At 66.5% G+C, this 16172-nt stretch carries 12 protein-coding genes; 4 read left to right on the top strand and 8 right to left on the bottom strand.

Annotation, left to right across the window (positions count from 1 at the left end; translation table 11 throughout):
• The first annotated feature begins 74 nt into the window (after positions 1-74).
• Positions 75-929, top strand: coding sequence for a helix-turn-helix domain-containing protein (locus HHL13_RS20355; RefSeq protein ID WP_169557737.1), 855 nt, complete (start codon positions 75-77; stop codon positions 927-929).
• A 246-nt stretch (positions 930-1175) separates the two neighbouring features.
• Here HHL13_RS20355 and HHL13_RS22640 read toward each other — a convergent pair whose 3' ends face one another.
• The gene (locus HHL13_RS22640; RefSeq protein ID WP_169557736.1) at positions 1176-1655 is read right to left on the bottom strand and encodes a MarR family transcriptional regulator; all 480 of its coding nucleotides are present in this window, start codon (positions 1653-1655) and stop codon (positions 1176-1178) included.
• A 98-nt stretch (positions 1656-1753) separates the two neighbouring features.
• Positions 1754-4642: a TonB-dependent receptor gene (locus HHL13_RS20345; protein WP_169557735.1), complete on the bottom strand. Its 2889-nt coding sequence runs from the start codon at positions 4640-4642 to the stop codon at positions 1754-1756.
• 170 nt (positions 4643-4812) lie between these two features.
• On the opposite strand from HHL13_RS20345, the gene HHL13_RS20340 reads away from it, so the two are divergent.
• The 3 genes from HHL13_RS20340 (at position 4813) to HHL13_RS20330 (ending at position 10481) form a co-directional block, all read left to right on the top strand.
• The gene (locus HHL13_RS20340) at positions 4813-6360 is read left to right on the top strand and encodes an MmgE/PrpD family protein (RefSeq protein ID WP_169557734.1); all 1548 of its coding nucleotides are present in this window, start codon (positions 4813-4815) and stop codon (positions 6358-6360) included.
• 40 nt (positions 6361-6400) lie between these two features.
• Complete coding sequence (locus HHL13_RS20335; RefSeq protein WP_169557733.1) at positions 6401-7600, top strand: dipeptidase; 1200 nt, start codon at positions 6401-6403, stop codon at positions 7598-7600.
• Between the two features lie 106 nt (positions 7601-7706).
• Positions 7707-10481, top strand: coding sequence for a TonB-dependent receptor plug domain-containing protein (locus tag HHL13_RS20330; protein ID WP_169557885.1), 2775 nt, complete (start codon positions 7707-7709; stop codon positions 10479-10481).
• A gap of 36 nt (positions 10482-10517) precedes the next feature.
• On the opposite strand, the gene HHL13_RS20325 is transcribed toward HHL13_RS20330, so the two are convergent.
• The 6 genes from HHL13_RS20325 to HHL13_RS20300 all read right to left on the bottom strand — a co-directional run bounded on the left by HHL13_RS20325 (position 10518) and on the right by HHL13_RS20300 (position 16168).
• Positions 10518-11516, bottom strand: coding sequence for a flagellar motor protein MotB (locus HHL13_RS20325; protein WP_169557732.1), 999 nt, complete (start codon positions 11514-11516; stop codon positions 10518-10520).
• Between the two features lie 3 nt (positions 11517-11519).
• A complete protein-coding gene (gene motA, locus HHL13_RS20320) occupies positions 11520-12383 on the bottom strand; it encodes a flagellar motor stator protein MotA (protein WP_169557731.1) in 864 nt (287 codons plus the stop codon).
• A gap of 107 nt (positions 12384-12490) precedes the next feature.
• Positions 12491-13366 (bottom strand): flagellar hook-associated protein FlgL, encoded by an 876-nt coding sequence (gene flgL, locus HHL13_RS20315; RefSeq protein WP_169557730.1) that lies wholly within the window; start codon positions 13364-13366, stop codon positions 12491-12493.
• The gene (gene flgK / locus HHL13_RS20310) at positions 13366-14706 is read right to left on the bottom strand and encodes a flagellar hook-associated protein FlgK (protein WP_169557729.1); all 1341 of its coding nucleotides are present in this window, start codon (positions 14704-14706) and stop codon (positions 13366-13368) included. The genes flgL and flgK overlap by 1 nt, the downstream gene beginning before the upstream one ends.
• Positions 14703-15077 carry a rod-binding protein gene (locus HHL13_RS20305; protein WP_346775609.1) on the bottom strand — a complete coding sequence of 125 codons (375 nt, stop codon included), beginning with the start codon at positions 15075-15077 and terminating at the stop codon, positions 14703-14705. Before HHL13_RS20305 ends, flgK begins: the two co-directional genes overlap by 4 nt.
• Positions 15074-16168, bottom strand: coding sequence for a flagellar basal body P-ring protein FlgI (locus HHL13_RS20300; RefSeq protein ID WP_169557728.1), 1095 nt, complete (start codon positions 16166-16168; stop codon positions 15074-15076). Before HHL13_RS20300 ends, HHL13_RS20305 begins: the two co-directional genes overlap by 4 nt.
• Positions 16169-16172: the final 4 nt, after the last annotated feature.

Raw genomic sequence — 16172 nt, 5'->3', positions numbered from 1 at the left:
GACATACATAATATGCTCGCGCAGGCGAGCCGGCATAATATGACCCGTAACGACGGGCAGCGGGAGAGGTCGACATGGCGCACGCAATTTCAGCTTCGTTCGAACGCATGGCGGGCGAGTCGCTCGCGCCGCAGCGCCGGCGATTCGGCCGGGTACAGATGCAGAGCGTCGCGCTGGCCCGCACCTCGCGCCGTCTCGAAGTCGCCATCCCGCGCAGCGGCGCGCTCATCCTCCAGCGCAGCGGCAGCAGCGCGGTGGCGTGGCGCAACGGCGGCGTGACGCTGGAGGCGCTGGACTGGGCGGTCGTCCCCGGCCCGGTGCTCGAACTCGAAGCGAGCGACGAAGGCGCGGTCCTCGTCCTTCATGGCGAGGAAGCCGAAAGCGGCTGGTCGCGCACCCTCGAACTCACCCGCGCGGCGGGACGCAGCATGGGCGGGTCGGGCATGGGCCGCGTCGCGGGCACCTTCCTCGCCTCGCTCGCCGACGCCGCCGACACGATCGATTTGGCGCAGGGCGACGAGATTTCGCGCATCGCGCTCCAGTTGGTCCGCTCGGCCGCATGGGAAAATCGCGATCGCCAGCGCGGCGTCAGTTCGCGCCACGCGCTGCTCGCCCGCGCGCAAGCCTATATCGCGCGCAACCTCGCCGATCCCGAACTCTCGGTCGATCGCGTGGCGGGGGCGCTCAACTGCACCAAACGTTATATCCACAAGGCGTTCAGCGACAGCGGCGAGACGGTCGCGGGGCATATCTGGGGCCTGCGGCTCGAACGGTGCCGGGAGGATCTGTCCACCGCCGCGCGACGCCCGATCACCGACATCGCCTTCTCATGGGGCTTCAACAGCTCGTCGCACTTCAGCCGCCTGTTCCGCGAACGCTTCGGCGCCTCGCCGCGCAGCTATCGCGCGACGGCGATTGCAGGCGCGTAGGGTCGGATCCGACACGCTTGAAATGTTGGATTTCGCCTGCTTGGCTCCGCGCGCCCGGACGCTTCGGGCGCGCTCTTTGAACGTGTCCGAATTCAACTTGTCCGAACCATCCCGTTTTTCGCGGGAAACCGGTTTTTCGCGATATTGGTGTCAACCGTGTCAACCAGTGCCGCGAGAAGCGATTGTTTTTAAACGATTCACACAATCCCGGCGCGCGCCGGCAACAGCGCTGGATGTCGATCCAATCTAGTCCGGCACCGCCTCGAACTTGCCGAGGATGCGCAGCAGCTGCGTCATCTCGTCCTTGCCGATCTGCTGGGCGATGCGCTTCTCGTACAGCTTGTGCGCCTTGCGCAGCTCGGTCAGCCGTTCCTTGCCGTGATCGGTCAGGTTGAGCACCTTCACCCGCCGGTCGCGCGGATGGACGCTGCGGGTCAGGAAGCCGCGCTCGACCAGTTCGTCGACATGCGCGACTAGATTGTTCTGCGAAATCCCCATCGGCTTGGCCAGATCGCCCGGATTGCACCCCGGATTCAGGTCGACCAGCACCATGATGGTGTATAGCCCGGGCGTGAAATCGGCTTCGCGGAAGAATGCGTTGAACTGCCGCGACACTTCCTTCCACGCCGCGCGCAGCAGGAACCCGACGGTCTGGTCCAGTTCGCCGCGCTCCATCGTGGAGTAGCGGTTCCGCAGTTCGAACTCGTCCTCGACCGGTCGTCGCACGCGCTTCTCCTTGAAGTCATATAAAGGGACAGCACCCGCAGGGTCCGCCGTCAAGGCGGGCCCCACGGGTGCCGTACGCTCCCCCCTTTGGGAGCGGATCAGAATTTGGCGCGGACGCCGATGCGGAAGTAGCGGCCGATCGCGTCGTACAGCACGGTGTTGACCGACTGGCCCGAGGTGAAGCTCGGCACGGGCGGCGGATCCTTGTCGAGCAGGTTGTTCACCACGCCGAACAGCTGGAGACGGTTCTCGCCGAGAATGTCGTAGCTGAAGGACAGGTTCACATAGGCGACGGCAGGGATGCTGTTGTCGTTGATGTCGGCCTGCTTGGTCGAGGTCGAGACGTCGGTCCACACGTTATTGTACTTGCCGCCGCTGATGTAGAGCAGCTGCGGCGTCACCGTGAAGCGGCCGGCATTGACGCTGACCGATGCGTTGCCGCGGAAGGTCGGCACCGCATAGCCCGACACGCCGTTGAAGATGCTGTTCTCGCCCGCGCGCTGCACCACCGCTGCGCCCGGCGTGCCGAACAGCATGTCGGTGGTGTAGGTGCCCGACAGGTTGAACGACACCGAACCCGGCGCGCCGAACAGCGAGTCGATCGGCGCGCGATAGCTCAGAGCGCCGTCGAAGCCCCGCGTCGTGATCGTGTTGAGGTTCACATAGGGGTTGTTCACCCGGATCAGCGTGGCGCCGGAAAGGACGAGGTACGAACACAGGGCGGTGTTGCCCGCCGCGCACTGGTCGATGATGTTCTGCTGGCCGATCCGGTCGATCGCGCCCTTCACCGAGATGTCGTAATAATCGACCGAGAATTGCAGGCGCGGCACGAAGCTGGGCGACCAGACGAAGCCGACGGTCAGCGTGTCCGACTTTTCCGGCTGAAGCTGGGTGTTGCCGGTATTGTTGACCTCCACGAAGGCCGATCCGCCATTATAGACGACGTTGAGGCCCTGCACGGTCACGCTGCGCTGCTCGAACAGGCTGGGCGCGCGGATGTCGCGCGAACGGGCGACGCGGAACCGCAGGCCGTCGACCGGTTCCCAGGTCGAGCCGAGCTTCCACGTGGTCTGGCCCCCGGCCGCGCCGCTATACTGGGCGTGACGGATGGCGGCATTGAAGTCGAACGACTTGGCGAAGGACATGTCGCGCGCCAGCGGAATGACGGTTTCGGCATAGCCTTCGAGGACGTTGAACGATCCCGAGTAAGGCAGGCCGTTGCCCGATTCCCAATTGTTCGCGGCGGCAACCGGATCGACGATCGCGGTCGAGCTTTCGCTGCGATATTCGACGCCCGTCGCGAACGAGACTGGGCCGGCCCAGGTCGAAAAGGGGTCGCCGCGCAGGTTCACCGCTGCTGCGTGCTGGGTATAGCGATTGCGGCTGAAGACGGTGCCGGTGACATAGGCGATCGCGGCCGCGCTGGGCGACCCGTTGCCGAACAGGTTGAGCGGGACGCACCCGGCTGCGGCGGCGTTGAACGAAGGACCCGCGATGGTCGCGCGGCAAACAATCTGTCCGCCGCTGTTCACCGCATCGGCGGCGAAGACGTACTTCTGCTTGTTGCGCATCCCGTAGATGTGCTGCTCATAGGTGTTCACGCCGTACGAATAATGGGCGTCCCACTTCCAGCCGCCGCCCAGATCGCCGCGCAGGCCGACCGTGCCCTGGATCAGGTCGTTGGTCACGTCGGGGCGGGCATGGCCGATGTCATAGTCGATGCGGCCGAGGCGGATCGTGCCGCCCACCGGCATTTGCGCCGCGATCGATGCGGGCAGATAGGCATTGTCGCGCTGGATGGTGACGACCGTGGTGCCCTGATCGCGCGGCGGCAGCGTCTGTGACTGGCCGCGGCTATAGCCATAGGTCAGGTCGGCGAAGCCGGTGATCGAGTCCGAGAATTCATATTCCAGATGGCCGAACAGCGTGCGCCGCTCCAGCTTCGGGGTCAGGGTGACGCCGCGCGTGGTGGTCACGGTGTCGTTGCCGCCGCCGATCTGCAGCGCGTTGGTGACGGTGCCATATTGGCCGCGAACGAACGCTGCGGGCGCGCCGCCCGCCAGGAACTCGGTGCCGACCAGGCTGGCGGGCGAACCGCCGCCCACGCCGACGATCAGGCCGCCCGGGGTGATCGTGCCATAGCGCACGTTGCTCGAGATGATCTGGCGCGGCTGGCCGTTGGCGACGGTGCTGCCGGGATTGGTCAGGATCATATACTGATCCCGGCCCCAGTCGCGGGTGTACACGTCGTAGATGCCGTCATTCTTCACATAGTCGCCGGCGACGGTGATGTGGCCGCGTCCGTCCGCGAACGAGGTGCCGAACAGCGCGCCGATGCGATATTCGTCGCCATCGCCATGACCCGAAACGCCGTATTGCGCTTCGGCCTTCAGCCCTTCGAAGCGGGTATTGAGGATCAGGTTGACCACGCCCGAAACCGCGTCCGAACCCCATTGCGCCGAAGCGCCGCCGGTGACGACCTCGACGCGATCGACCATCAGCGACGGGACGGCGTTCAGATCGACCTGATAGGGCGTGCTGGTGCTCGCGGTGGGCACGGAGGGGACGAAGCGGCGGCCATCGACCAGCGTCAGAGTGCGGAAGCTGCCAAGGCCGCGAAGATCGGCATAGTTTGCGCCCGGCGTCGTCGTGCGGATGCCGCTGGCGGCGGGGTTCACCGTGCCGCGGAACGACGGGATTTCATTGAGCATCGTCGCGACGTTGGTCGATCCGCGCTGCTCGAGCTGCTCCGATCCGATGATCGTGGTCGGCGTCGGCGCGCTGAAGCCCGAGCGGGCGACGCGCGATCCCGTGACGACGATATCGCCCGGCTGGGTGGCGGCATCATCCTGCGCCGCTTCTTCGGCGACGGGCGCTTCGGCCGCGTCCTGTGCGAATGCGGGGCTCGCAAGACCGCCGAGCGCGCACGCGCCGAGCAGCAAGGTGCGAAGTCCCAAGCGGGTCCGGTTCGATGTCGATAAAGCCATATAGCCCTCCCATAGTCAGTTTCGGTTTTGCCCGTCACTAACCGGTCGCGGCCCGCGCCTGCTTGCCCGCCAGCGCCCTGAATGCGGTTTGCAATGCGCCATAACGGTTCCTTTTGAGGCAAGAGCGATTGGCGGATTCCGGCGCACGCTTGCATCATCGGGAGAGTGATATGCGTCGCAGGGAAATGCTGGCCGCGGGTGCGATGATCGCACCTGCCGCAATGATCGGTTCGGGGATCGGATCGGGTGCGAAGGCGCAGGACGCGCCGGTTCAGGACGGCAGCCTGCTCAAGTCCGGCGGCCGCTTCGTCAACCGCCGCAGCGGCGAGAAGCCCGGCATCACCGATCTGCTCGCCACGCATGCCGCGACCTGCCCGGCCGACGCAATCGATCCGGCGGCATTGCTCGCGACGCGCCACCGCCTGCTCGACACGATCGGCTGCGCGTTCGGCGGCACCCTGCATCCGCGCGCGGCGGGGCTGGCGGACGTGCTGCGCGACAGCGGCGGCAAGGGCGAGGCGACCGTGGTCGGCTATCCCTTCCGCTTGCCCGCGGCGCAGGCCGCCTTGCTCAACGCGGTATCGGCGCGCGCCTATGACTTTGAAGTGATGACGGTGGTGATCGATCGTGCCTCGGTCCCCTCGCACCATTCGCCGACCACGGTGATGACTGCCCTCGCGCTCGCCGAACGCGAGGGCGCCACGGGTAAGGAATTGCTCACCGCGCTGACCATCGGCGATGATATCGCAGCGCGGATGCTGGTCGCGGCGGGGCTGGACTTCGAACAGGGATGGGACGGCGCGCCGGTGTTCAGCGCGATCGCCGCCACCGCGATTGCCGGGCGGTTGCTCAAGCTCTCCCCGCTCCAGATGCGTGACGCGTTCGGCATCTGCGTCGATCAGATCGCGGGCACCGTCCAGAATATCTGGGACGGCGCGACCGACTTCAAACTGCCGCAGGGACTGGTCGGCCGTGCCGCGATCCTCTCCGCCGAACTGGCGAAGCGCGGCTGGACCGGGATCGGCGACGCGCTGCTCGCGCCCTATGGCTTCTATGCCCAATATACCGCCGGATGCGCCCGGCCCGAGATCCTCGGCGCGGACCTCGGCAAGCGCTTCCACGGCGAAGCCTATTTCAAGCCCTATCCTGCCTGCATGGCCACCCATTGCGGGATCGAAGCGGGGCTGGCGCTGCGCGAGCCTGGGCGGCTGAGCGAAGCCGATGTGCTGAACGCGCGATCGATCACCATCGAATATCCGGCCGGATCGCTGACCGGCTTCGTCGCCAAGCCCTTCGTGATCGGGCGCGACGCCCATGCCGACGCCAATTTCAGCTACCAGTTCGCCAGCGTGAACGCGCTGCTGCGCGGTTCGATGTGGCTCGATCATTATGACGAAGCAGCGGTCCGCAGCCCGCAGATCGCGGCGCTGGCGGCCAAGTCGAAGCTCGCGCCGTTGCCCGCCGGAATGCGCGGATCGCGCGTGACGGTCGAACTGGCCGATGGGCGCACCGAATCCGCTCATGTCCCGATCGCTTCGCGCCATCCGATGAAGCAGATCAGCAGCGAAGCCGAGATCCTCGCCAAATTCCATCGCCAGACCCAGGCGGCGGGCATGGCGAAGGCGCGCTCTGACCGGCTCGCGGCGACACTGCTCGGCTTGCATGAGGAAAAGGGCATTCGGGGTCTGGCGCGTCTGCTCGGTCCGGCCAAAGCCTGACCGGGCTTTACCGCGCGGCTGGGGCCGATAGGATCGCGGCATGAAGTATCGCATCCTGCTCCCGCTGCTGCTCGCTACTTCGGCCTGCAGCACCTCGGTCACCAACACGGCACATGCGCCCGCTGACGATGCGACGCTGCACAAGCGGCTGCTGACGCTCGACACCCATCTCGACACGCCGGTCCATTTCGCCCGGCCGGGCTGGGATTTCGGCGCGAAGCACAGCTACGACAATGACGTTGCGCAGGTCGATCTCGGCCGGATGGACCAAGGCGATCTCGATGGCGGCTTCTTCGTCATCTACACCGAACAGGGACCGCTGACGCCGCAGGGCTATGCCGATGCCAAGGCATTCGCGCTGAAGCGTTCGGACGAAATCGCATCGACCCTTGCCCGCTTCCCCAACCGGATCGCGCTGGCGACGAAGGCGGATGATGCCGCCCGTCTCGATCGCGCCGGCAAGCGGATCGCCTTCGTCAGCATCGAGAACAGCTATCCACTCGGCCTCGATCTCTCGTTGCTCGACGAATTCTATCGCCGCGGCGTGCGGATGGCCTCGCCGGTGCATTTCCGGAACAACCAGTTCGCCGATTCCGCGACCGACAAGCCGCACTGGAACGGCCTCAGCCCGCTCGGCCGCGAATGGGTGGTGGCGATGAACCGGCTGGGCATGGTGGTCGACGCCAGCCATGCCTCCGACGCGGTGTTCGATCAGCTGCTCACCTTGTCGAAGACGCCGATCATCCTCTCACACTCCGGCCCCGACGCCGTATTCGATCATGGCCGCAACCTCGATGACGCGCGTATTCGCAAGCTCGCCGCCTCGGGCGGGGCGATCTGCGTCAACAGCGTCTATCTGTCAGGCCACCGCTCCAGCCCGGCGCTCAGCGCATTGCTCGACGAGACCGAAAAGCTCGCGTCGATGAGCCCCGCCGCGCAGGCCGATCTCATCGCCCGCATCCGTGCGCAGCAAAAGCTTGAGCCTGACGGCCGCCCCGATTTCGAGACCTTCATGCGATCGCTGCTCCATCTGATCGAGGTCGCCGGCGTCGATCATGTCTGTTTCGGCGCCGACTGGGACGGCGGCGGCGGGGTCGCCGGTTTCGAGGATATCAGCGCGCTGCCCAAGGTGACGGCCCGCCTCCGCGCGGCGGGCTATTCGGAAGCCGATCTCGCCAAGATGTGGAGCGGTAACGTACTGCGCCTGATGCGTATCGCCGAGGCGCGCAAGGGCCGGTAACGCAGCAAGTTCATACTGCACTGCCGCAATTTCTTCGCAAACTGGCACAATTCTGCGACAAGTGCCGTTTAGCGACGCCACGCATCAGTGGAGTATTGGGGTGGCGATGTTGAAGTCCGGGTTGAAGCTTGGTTGCGCGGTGGCGGGTTTGCTGGCGGGCGCGATGCCGGTAGCGGCCTATGCCCAGAGCGCGGACCCCGCGCCGGCCCCGGCCGCCGAACCTCCGCCCGACGATATTCCAAGCGAGGAAGAGATCGTCGTGAAGGGCGAGCTGCGCGGCGCGGTACCCGGCGAGATCAAGCCCGAACTGACGCTCAATCCCGCCGATATCCGCGCCTATGGCGTCAGCAGCGTGTCCGAACTGATCGAGGCGCTTGCCCCGCAGACGCGCAGCGGACGCGGGCGTGGCGGCGACGGGCCGGTGATCCTGCTCAACGGCCGCCGCATCTCGAATTTCTCCGAACTGCGCGACTTGCCGCCCGAGGCGATCGAACGCACCGAAATCCTGCCCGAGGAAGCGGCGCTGAAGTACGGCTATCGCGCCGATCAGCGCGTCGTGAACATCGTGTTGCGTCCGCGCTTCCGCGCGATCACCGCCGAACTGACCGGCGGGGCCCCCACCGCGGGCGGGAATTCGACCGTGCGCGCCGAAGCCGGGATCGTGCGGATCAACCGCAACGGCAGGATCAACGTCAACGTCCAGTATGACGGCACTTCGCGCCTGACCGAATCCGAGCGCGACATCAGCTCGACCGTCACGCCCGCTCTGTTCGATTTCCAGGGCAATGTGACTGCGCCGAACGGCGGCGAGATCGATCCCGCGCTCAGCGCGATCGCGGGCTCGCCGCTCGCCATCGCGGGTGTCCCGGCTTCAGCATCGGGCGGTTCGCCGTCGCTGGCGAGCTTCAACGCCGCGCGCAACACGACCGACCTGACGCCGTACCGCACGCTCGTTTCGCCCAGCGACCGGCTGGCGATCAACGCTGTGATCAGCCGCAACCTGTCGCCCAAGGTCTCGGCTTCGTTCAACGCCCGACTCGAAGCGACCAACCGCGAATCCTGGCTGGGGCTGGGCGGGCTCAGCATGACCCTGCCCGACGGCAATCCCTTTTCGCCCTTCACCCGCGACGTCACCGTCTCGCGCTATCTGCCCGGCTCCGCGCCGCTGTCGCGCACCACGCAGGGCCGCACTGCCCATGCCGGGTTCAGCGTGAATGGCGATGTGAAGACGTGGCGCTGGTCGGTCACCGGCAATTACGATCGCGTGACTTCCAGCAGCGTCACCGACACCGGCTTCGATGCGAGCGCGATCGATGCGCGGCTTGCGGCGAACGACCCCACGGTCAACCCGTTCGGCACGCTGCCGCTGGGCCTCGTCAACATCCGCCCCGCCGACCTCGCCAAATCGACCTCCAGCGTCGCGTCGGTCGATGCGCTGATCAACGGCCCGGTGGCCAAGGTGCCGGCGGGCGATATCCGCACCAGCCTGCGCGTCACCGGACGCACCACCGATTTCGAAAGCAGCTCGCTCCGCTCGGGCACGCTCCGTTCGAGCGATGTCGCGCGCGACATCGGCAGCGCGCAGCTCAATCTCGATCTGCCGCTCACCAGCCGCCGCCGCGCGGTGCTCGATGCGCTGGGCGACATCTCTATCAACGGCAATATCGAAGTCGAGCAGCTCTCCGATTTCGGCACCCTCATCACCACCGGCTATGGCGTGGTGTGGAGCCCGATCGCGAAGCTGCGCCTGATCGGATCGGTCACCGATGAGGAAGGCGCGCCCAGTGCGCAGCAGCTTGGCGATCCGCGGATCGACACGCCCAATGTCCGCGTGTTCGACTATGTTCGCGGCGAGAGCATCGACATCACCAGCATCACCGGCGGCAATCCCGGCCTGACGTCGGACAGCCGCAACGTGTTCAAGATCGGCGGCAACTTCACACCGTTCGAAAAGCTGCAGTTCAACATAAGCGCGGATTTCGTCCGCAGCACGACGCGCAACCAGATCACTGCCTTTCCCGCCGCGACCGCCGAGATCGAAGCCGCCTTCCCGGGCCGCTTCACGCGCGACAGCACCGGGCGTCTGGTCAGCATCGATACGCGTGCGGTGAATTTCGCCCGTGCCGAGCGCGAGGAGTTGCGCTGGGGCTTCAACCTGTCGCTGCCGCTCGGCTCGTCGGTCGAAAAGGCGATGCAGGAAGCGCGCGCGAAGCGCGAAGCCGAACGCGCCGAAGCGATCCGCAACGGCACCCCGCTTCCGGAAGGCCCGCGCCGCGAAGGCGGCCAGCCCGGCGGACCGGGCGGAGACGGCCCGCGCCGCTTCGGCCCGGGTGGCCCCGGCGGCCCCGGCGGCGGGCGCGGCTTTGGCGGCTTCGGCGGACCCGGCTCGCTTGCGGGGCGAATCCAGTTCAGCCTCTATCACACGATCCGCTTCAAGGATGAGATCGTGATCCGCGACGGTCTGCCTGTGCTCGACCTGCTCGACGGATCGGCAACCGGCAATCGCGGCGGCAATTCGCGCCACGAAGTCGAAGCCCAGGCCGGCTATTCCAAGGACGGATACGGCCTGCGCCTGATCGGCAACTGGAAGAGCGGCACCAGCGTCGCGAGCGGCGCGCTGGGCAGCGGCGAGCGGCTCGATTTCTCCAGCCTCGGTACGCTCAATCTGCGCGCGTTCGTCGATATGGGACAGCGGCTCAAGCTGGTCCGCGAGCATCGCTGGCTGCGCGGCGTGCGGCTGACCCTGTCGATGGACAATATCTTCGACGCTCGTCAGCGGGTGACCGACAGCAGCGGGATCGTGCCGCCCAATTATCAGCCGGATCTGCTCGATCCGACCGGCCGCACCATCCGGTTCAGCATCCGCAAACTGTTCTTCTGAGCCGGGCCGCTTCGCTCCCTTGCGGGGCGATGCGGACTACTGCTTCGTTGGCGTGACCGCGGGACGCGAGGGCAGGGCGATCGTCCCGCCGCCTTCGCCGAAGCGGCGCTGTGAGCCAAAGGGCTGGCGCCCGCCGCCGGTCTCGCCGACGCGGCGATAGAGCAGGGTGATCGAAACGCGGCGGTTGCGCGGATCGGCAGGGTTTTCCTTGATCAGCGGCTCGCGGTCGGCGACGCCTTCGATCCGCTCGAACCGGGCATCGGGCACGCCGCCCGACGCCAGACGGCGGCGCGTGGCTTCCGAACGGCCGCTGGAAAGCATCCAGTTGTTCATCGCGCGCGGGTCGCCATAGGGCAGGCTGTCGGTATGGCCGCGGATCATGATCGGATTCTCGGTCCCGCGGATCGTTTCCGCGATCAGGCCGATCAGCGTGCTCGCTTCGGGGACCAGCGCGGTCGTGCCGAGATCGAACATCGAATAATTGGCGTCGTCGAGCAGGTCGATCCGCATCCCGTCGCGCGTCGGCACGAAGCGGACATGCTTGGCCAGCTTGGCCAGCGCCGGCGTCGATTGCATCCGCCGTTGCACCGCCTTGGTCATCTCCGCGAAATTCTTCTGGTCCTGCGCCTGCATCGCGCGCTGATCCTTCAGCGTGCCCTTGTCGCCGGTGCCGACATCCTTGCCGCCGACGCCGCCGACCGGAACGGTCAGCGACTTGGTGCCGGTCTGCGAGGCCTTGTTGGGATAATTGTCCTGCGCATTGATCGCGTCGCCGCCCATGATCCCGTTCGAGCCCGCGCTGTTCTGCTTCAGCTCGACCAGGGTCGGCGCGAAATAGTCGGCCAGCGCCTTGCGCTGCTTCTCGTTGGTCGCGCCAAGGAGCCACATCAGCAGGAAGAACGCCATCATCGCGGTCACGAAGTCCGCATAGGCGACCTTCCATGCGCCACCGTGATGGCCGCCATGACCCTCGATATAGATCTTCTTGTAGATGATCTTCGGGGGCTGGTTGTTTCCGTGAGGCGCGCGAGCCATTTCTTACCTACCGCGCAGGCCGTCGAAGACCTCGCCGAAGTTCGGCTGGTTGTGATGGGCGATGCCCGAGCGCGCGGCTTCGATCACTAGCGGCTGCGGGTGGCCGTGGAGCGACGCGATGATGATCTGCTTCACCACATGATAGATGGCGGCATCGGCGTCGATCACCTGCTTCAGGCGGTTGGCCAGCGGCGCGACGATGCCATAGGCCAGCAACACGCCGAGGAAGGTGCCGACCAGCGCCGAGCCGATCATCGCGCCCAGGATGTTGGGCGGCTTGTCGATCGAGCCCATCGTCTTCACCACGCCCAGCACGGCCGCGACGATGCCCAGTGCGGGCAGCGCGTCACCGAGCGAGGTCAGCGTGTGCTGCGGCCCTTCGACTTCGTGGTGATGGGTCTTGATCATGTTGTCCATGACATCCTCGACCGCGTGCACGTCGAGCGTGCCCGACGAGACGACGACGAGCCGGAGCGTATCGGCGATCAGGTTGACCAGCGTGTGATCGGCCAGCAGGCGCGGATATTCGGCGAAGACAGCGGAGGATTTCGGATCTTCGACATGAGGCTCGAGCGCGATCGGACCTTCGGTCCGCAGCATCTTCATCAGCTTGCTGACGAGGAAGATCGTGTCGAGATAGTCCTGCTTCTTGTATTTCGGGCCCTTCAGCACCTTCGCGATGCCGCCGCCCAGCGCCTTCAGTTCCTTGCCCGAATTGCCCATGATCAGCGCGCCCATCGCGGCGCCGCCGATGATCAGCATTTCGTGCGGGATGGCTTCCATCACGGGGCCGAGCGCGCCGCCGGTGATTGCGAAACCACCGAAGACCATCAGCAGAAGGACGACAAGGCCGATTACCGGAAACACGTTTGAACTTCCCCCGACTGCCGACGAACGGCCACTGTCTTAGTTAACGACCGTCCTTCCTGGACTTTCAGTCAAAAGGCGTCGCAATATGGTTAACGCGGCGCCGATCAGCGCAGATAATCGAACAGCGACATGCCGGAGAGCTTGGTGAAGCTCGCCTGGGTCGCCTGAAGCACCGTCAGCGTCTTCTGCAGTTCGGCGATCGAGGCCGAGATGTCGGTGCCTTCGATCGCGCTGCGCGCTTCTTCATTGGCCACCTTGGTGTCCGCGATCCGGTCATAGACCAGGTCGAGACGCGCCCCGCGCGCGCCGATCGAGGCACGGGCGGAGGTGACGCTGTCGAGCGATCCCTTGAGGCCATCAAGCGAACCTTCGGGCACTTCCCCGCCGGTAGCCACCGCGTCACGCAGCGCGACCAGAGTCGCGAACATGTCGCCGAACGCACGGTCGCCGGTCACGCCGGGGACGACCGAATCGCCGTCGCCGATCGGGATCGCCGAAGGCTGGCCGGTGCCGGCATAGGTGATGCTGCCATCGGCATTCTTCACGAACGCCGTATCGCCGGTCGCGCCGCCGAAGACCGGCTGGCCGCGCGCGTCGGTCGCATTGGCGATGCTCAGCAGCCCGTCGATGATCGCGGTCAGCGAAGCGGCGGTGGTGGCGCGGTCGGTCGCGGTCAGCGTGCCGTTCGACGCCTGCAGCGCCAGCTCCTGCGCGCGCTGCAACTCGGTTTCGACATTCGCCAGCGCACCATCGGCCTGGGTGAGGATGCCCTGCGCCAGCTTGACGTTGTCGTTGTACGCGGCGGCATTCGCGTCAGCGCGGTTCAGCCCCTGCACCTGCACATAGGCCGATGCATTGTCGGACGGCGCCGAATATTTCTTCGTCGTTGCGATCTGGGTCTGGAGCAGATCCGCCTTGCTGTTCAGCGACGCCATCAGCGACGCGGGACGATCGAAGGACTGCGAAGTGGCGATACGCATCAGCGGATATCCAGAATCGATTGGAGGGTATCGCGCGCGACCTGGATCACGCGGCTCGACGCCTGATAGGCTTGCTGGAAGCGGATCAGGTCGACCGCTTCTTCGTCGACATTCACGCCCGAGGCGGAAGTGTGGGCGGCCACGGCGTTGTCGCGAATGACGCCCTGCGCGCTCGCCACGGTGCGACGTGCGGCGAGCGTGGCGGCGTTCGACGAGACGAGATCGGTCAGGCCGGTCTCGAACTTGCCCGCGCTGCGCAGCGTGGTCAGGTTGGCGAGATTGCTGTTGTCGCGCGATCCGCCGCCCACCGACGCTGCGGCGATGCCGCGCGGATCGGTGAGGGTCATCGCGATCTTGCTCGGCGGATCGCCCGCCTCGAACATCGGCGCGCCGGCATTGCCCGCGAGATCGCGGCCATTCGCCTGCACCGCATTGACGCCATCGACGAACGAGGTCGCCATCGCGTCGAGCTGCTCGCGCGCGGCGGCGATGCGCTGCGCGCCTTCCGCCATCCCGGCCAGCGCGCCGCCCATCGGCGTCAGCACCTGGGTGTCGCCCGCGCCATGCACCGCGAAGGACATCGCGCCTTCGTCGTTCTGGACATAGGTGACCGTCGACGCCTGATCGCCGCGCACCAGAACCGGGCCGCCTTCGCCGCCGGCGCGCACGGTGGCGCGGCCGGTCGCATCGAGGCTGACCGAGACATCGGTGATCGCGCTCATCTGCTCGAGGATCTGGTCGCGCTGGTCCATCAGCGCAGCCGCGCCGCTGGTACCCGGCGACGTGCGGCCGATGCCCGAATTGATCTTCGCGAGACCGGCGAGCAGGCTGTTGAGATTGCCCACCGCGGCTTCGGCGGTCGCATCGAGATCGGTGGCGGCACCGGTCAGCGCGTCGCTGGTGGCCGAAAAGGCCGTAGCGAGGCTGGCGGCGGATTCGAGCATCGTCGCGCGCGGGGCGAGCGCCGAGGGATCGGCGGCCACGGCAGTCGCCGAATTGAAGAAGCTGGTCAGCCGGTCACCCAGCTGGTTGCCGGTCAGCGCGCTTTCGATCCGCTCGAGCCAGGCTGCGCCCGCTTCGGTCTTGGCGAGATCGGCGCCGGCATTGCGCACGTCGGCGGCGCGCAGATCGTCGCTCTGGCGGATCACGCCATTGGCGACCACGCCCAGGCCGGTGATCGACGAACCCGAGGTCGAGCTTGTTGCGATCACTTCCTTCAGATTGGTCGCGCGGCGCGTATAGCCGGCGTTGCCGGCGTTCGCGATATTCTCCGAAACCGTGGTCAGCGCCGTCTGATAGGCGCGGACGCCCGACGCGCCGATCGAGAGCATGTCGCTCATTTCACGTTCCCATCAGTGGTGGCGCTCGCGCTCGCGTCCGCCACGGGCGCGGCGGCAGCCGGCTCGACCGGCTGGGCGCGGGCGAGGAACTCGGTCATCGCGCGGCCGATGCCGATCGGCGAATGCGTCGCCATGCTCTGCGCGAGCTGGGTGTCCTGCATGTCGCGAAACTGCTGGCTGGTCTTGTTGTCGAACAGGCCGTCGCCCAGCTTCGTGGCGCGCATCGACTTGAGCATCATGCCGGTGAAGATCGCTTCGAACCGCTGGCCGGCGGCTTCGAGATTTTCCTTCGAAGCCAGGCGCGTGCGATCGTTCGACACGCCCCCCGCGGTGCCGGTCAGCTTGAGCGAGTTGTCGATAGCGCCGCTCACAGGATGATCAGCTCGGCGCGCAGCGCGCCGGCCTCCTTGAGCGCTTCGAGGATCGCGACCAGATCGGCCGGCGATGCGCCGATCGCGTTCACTGCCTTGACCACATCGGCGAGGCGCGGGCCCGGCTCCAGCAGGAACATCGGGCGCTTCTCTTCATTGACGCCCAGCGTGCTCGACTGCTCGACGGCGGTCTCGCCCTTGCTGAACGGCATGGGCTGGCTGACGCGCTGCTGCTCTTCGATGCGCACGGTCAGCTTGCCGTGAGTGACGGCGGCGGGGCTGACGCGAACGGCCGAGTTGATGACCACGGTGCCGGTGCGGGCATTGACGATCACGCGCGCCGGGGCCTCGGCGGCCTCGACCGGGAGATTCTCGATCTCGCTCATGATCTGTGCGCGGACATCGGCACCCGGCGGGGCCATCACCGCGATCGACACGCCGTCGATCGCGCGGGCGCGGCCCGAACCGAGACGGACGTTGATCACATCGGCCACGCGCTGGGCGGTGGTAAAATCCGAGCGGGCGAGGTTGAAGGTCAGGAACGGCGTCGAATCGAAGCCGGTGTCGACCGTGCGCTCGACCGTGGCGCCTTCGGGAATGCGGCCGCTCGACGGGATGTTGACCACCACCGACGACCCATCCTTGCCTTCCGCGCCCAGACCGCCGACCGCGAGGTTGCCCTGCGCCATCGCATAGATCTGGCCATCGGCGCCCAGCAGCGGAGTCATGACCAGCGTGCCGCCGCGAAGCGACTTGGCCTTGCCCATCGACGAGACGGTGATGTCGAGCCGCTGGCCCGGCTTGGCGAAGGGCGGCAGTTCGGCGGTGATCATCACCACCGCGACATTCTTCAGCCCCGGATTGACGCCGGCGGGCAGCGTGAAGCCAAAGCGCGAGGCGATGCCCTTCATCGACTGGACGGTATATTCCAGATTGTCGTCGCCGGTGCCCGGAAGGCCCACGACCACGCCATAGCCGGTCAGCTGGTTGGTACGGATGCCCTGGAAGGCGCCCAGATCCTTCACGCGCTGCGCAGCAGCCGGCTGGACCGCGACGATCGCGACGAGGAAAGCGAGGAAAAGACGGATCATGTCC

Source organism: Sphingomonas sp. G-3-2-10, from assembly GCF_012927115.1.
GTDB lineage: Bacteria > Pseudomonadota > Alphaproteobacteria > Sphingomonadales > Sphingomonadaceae > Sphingomonas.
This window is presented reverse-complemented; position numbering and strand designations above follow the sequence as displayed.

What these genes read in the sequence shown, in the direction of transcription:
- HHL13_RS20355 (WP_169557737.1), top strand. Translation starts at nt 75, where the DNA reads ATGGCGCACGCAATTTCAGCTTCGTTCGAACGCATGGCGGGCGAGTCG.
- HHL13_RS20345 (WP_169557735.1), bottom strand. Translation starts at nt 4,642, where the DNA reads ATGGCTTTATCGACATCGAACCGGACCCGCTTGGGACTTCGCACCTTG.
- HHL13_RS20340 (WP_169557734.1), top strand. Translation starts at nt 4,813, where the DNA reads ATGCGTCGCAGGGAAATGCTGGCCGCGGGTGCGATGATCGCACCTGCC.
- HHL13_RS20335 (WP_169557733.1), top strand. Translation starts at nt 6,401, where the DNA reads ATGAAGTATCGCATCCTGCTCCCGCTGCTGCTCGCTACTTCGGCCTGC.
- HHL13_RS20330 (WP_169557885.1), top strand. Translation starts at nt 7,707, where the DNA reads ATGTTGAAGTCCGGGTTGAAGCTTGGTTGCGCGGTGGCGGGTTTGCTG.
- HHL13_RS20325 (WP_169557732.1), bottom strand. Translation starts at nt 11,516, where the DNA reads ATGGCTCGCGCGCCTCACGGAAACAACCAGCCCCCGAAGATCATCTAC.
- flgL (WP_169557730.1), bottom strand. Translation starts at nt 13,366, where the DNA reads ATGCGTATCGCCACTTCGCAGTCCTTCGATCGTCCCGCGTCGCTGATG.
- flgK (WP_169557729.1), bottom strand. Translation starts at nt 14,706, where the DNA reads ATGAGCGACATGCTCTCGATCGGCGCGTCGGGCGTCCGCGCCTATCAG.
- HHL13_RS20300 (WP_169557728.1), bottom strand. Translation starts at nt 16,168, where the DNA reads ATGATCCGTCTTTTCCTCGCTTTCCTCGTCGCGATCGTCGCGGTCCAG.